The sequence below is a fragment of the Candidatus Allofontibacter sp. genome (genome assembly GCF_038145245.1).
Taxonomy (GTDB): Bacteria; Pseudomonadota; Alphaproteobacteria; order Pelagibacterales; family Pelagibacteraceae; genus Fontibacterium.
The window spans coordinates 1-2642 of sequence record NZ_JAYQPI010000060.1 but is presented as its reverse complement, the minus strand read 5'-3'; the positions used below and the strand labels follow the sequence as shown (position 1 = coordinate 2642).

Below are 2642 nucleotides of genomic sequence, written 5' to 3'. Positions count from 1 at the left end.
TCAATTAATAAAAAAATAAAAATCGTTAGAGATGTTTTTGAAAAATATCCCGTTATTGCAGCTTTAAAAGCTACAAAGATTAAAGAAGATAATAACTGGTTAAATATTAGACCACCTTTGGTTGCTTTGAGTGATAAGCAAAGATCTAATTTAGTAAAAGATCTTAAAGATGTAAATTTTTTTTAGATAATTAATTATCTATTATTTTTTCATTTTAATGTTAGTTATAATTTATCCTTATTTGACATAATATTTTTGTTTATTAGTGATGAAAACCAAGAAAAAAAATAAAAAAAAGTCATTTAAAAAAATCAAAAGTATAATCAAAAAGAAAGTAGTCAAAAAGGTATTTAATAAAAAATTAATCAAAAAAAATAAACCGGCTTTAAAAAAAGAAATTAAATTCAAAAAAAGTATAAAACGATCTTTAAAGAAAACAAAGATTTATAAGAAAAAAATAAAAAAATTAAAAAACAATAAAATTAAAAAAAAAATCTATTTAAAAAAAAATAAGAAAATAAATAAGAAAATTACAAAATCTTTAAAAAAAATAAAGAATATAAGAGTTAAGAAAAAAAAATTAAAGATTAAAAAAATATCAAAATACAAAAATAATCTTTTAGATAAATTTGGCCGCTATATTAAAGATCGGTTTATTAATTTTTTTGGTTTAAAGTCTTATTTTCAAAATAAAATTCTTACTTGGAAAGAAAGTATACAAAAAAAACAAATTAAGTTTATTAAGCAACAAGCCATTCAAAGAAAGCGTGAACTCCAATTATTAAAAAAGAAAAATTTACGTGAGATTAATGAACTTAAAAAACAGAAATTTCAATTTAATAAGCAATTACTTAAAGCGAAACAAATAGAGCTTCGTAATCTAGAAAGAGAACAAAAAGCTTTAGAAAAAAAAATTATCTTTGAACAAAAAGCACTTGAAAGAAGATTAGATTTACAACTTAAAGATCATAAAAGACAAGAAAAAGAAAAAATATATCAATTAAGAAATCAACTAAGATCTATTGAAGAACGTTTAAAAATTTTTAGAGAAAAAATTCAGGAAATTAAACTTAAAAGAAGAGAAGCAAAATTAGCTGAACTTGATGCCCAAAGAAGAACAAGAGAAGAGGCTAGGGCAATATTAGATGCACAAAAGAGAGATAATGAGATTAAACAACAAGTTGTTGATAGATTAGAAAAGTATTCTAGAAATATGAAATCAATCGTGTTTCAAGTTAATAAAAGATATTTAACCAAAAAAAGAGCGCCATTAGCTTTTATTGATAATATTGCTGAAAATGGCGAGTGTTTTATAAAAAATCAAGACACACCTGATAACGATTATTTATTTTTGCTTTATATCAAGGGAGAAAATGCATCGGAACGTTTGGTTAATGATATTTCAGTAGAAGATAAAACAGATTCAACCGAAACTAAAATGTTTAATCCAAAAAATGTTTTTGAAGCTTCTGATTATATGATTGATCGTTTAGCTTTATTATTTGAGAGAGAAAGACAAGATCTAAAAAAAGCTAGTTAACTAATTTAAATTTTTTTGTGATTAAAAATTATAAGAAATTAAGTAATGAAAACAAAGGTTTTATATTTGGATTTATTGGCATTTTAATATTCTCTCTAACACCACCCGCAACAAAGATAGCGCTAGGTCTTGATAATAATGCTCTAACACCAGAGTTTATAACTTTTGGAAGATCAACATTAGCTGGAATAATGTCTTTAATGTATTTATTTTTTTTTAAAAAAAAAATACCAAGCGTTAAATATATTTTGAATATTTCGATTGTTGCTTTAAGTTTATCAGTAGGCTTTCCTTTATTTCTCTCCTTAGGATTAATTCATTCTACATCAACTCATGCAGCAGTAATTTTAACCTTAATGCCGTTAATGACTGCTGTATTTGCTTCATTTTATTTTAAACAAAAAGCCTCATTGGGATTTTGGATTTGTGCAATTATTGGATGCGTTGTCGTTATTATTTACACTTTACTTCATGGTCAGACTGATAATCAAATTATAGAATTTTCATATTCTGATATTTTATTTTTTATTTCAGTAATAGCTGGTGCAACTGGTTATGTTTTTGGTGCAAAACTTACAAAAATAATGGGTTCAGTCGATGTTATTTCTTGGGCCTTAACTTTAGCAATGCCATTCCATCTTGTTCTTGCAATTTACTATTTCCCAGTAAAAGAAATTCCAACTATTTCTTGGATAGGATTTTTGTATGCTGCATTATTTTCCCAATGGATAGGTTTTTTTGCTTGGTACAAAGCATTAGATTTAGGCGGAGCAGTTCGTGTAAGTCAAATACAACTTTTTATGCCTTTTTTGACATTCTTTTTTTCAATTATTTTATTAGGAGAGACTTTAGATTTTTTTACAATATTTTTTTCTATAATAACAATTTTATTAATTTATCTTTCAAGAAAAATGAGCGTTAGAAAGATTTAATTTATTTTTAAAGATACGTTTCCAAGACCTTTAATGCTTCCAGAGAAAAGATCGCCTTTTTTAATAGGAATAATAGGAGTTGAGGAACCTGTGGTTACCCAAAAATCAAAACTTAATACCATATTATTTTTTTTTATTTCATTAAGAAGCCAAATTAAAGAATTAATAGG

General features: G+C 24.6%; 2 protein-coding genes and 1 pseudogene. All 3 read left to right on the top strand.

Annotation, left to right across the window (positions count from 1 at the left end; genetic code table 11):
• A pseudogene (locus tag AC8IGH_RS05305) lies at nt 1–186 on the top strand (dihydrodipicolinate synthase family protein); the annotation flags it as partial.
• A gap of 82 nt (nt 187–268) precedes the next feature.
• Complete coding sequence (locus tag AC8IGH_RS05300; RefSeq protein ID WP_507419674.1) at nt 269–1540, top strand: hypothetical protein; 1272 nt, start codon at nt 269–271, stop codon at nt 1538–1540.
• Nucleotides 1541–1557: 17 nt separating this feature from the next.
• Complete coding sequence (locus AC8IGH_RS05295; protein WP_507419673.1) at nt 1558–2472, top strand: DMT family transporter; 915 nt, start codon at nt 1558–1560, stop codon at nt 2470–2472.
• The last annotated feature ends 170 nt before the right edge of the window (nt 2473–2642 follow it).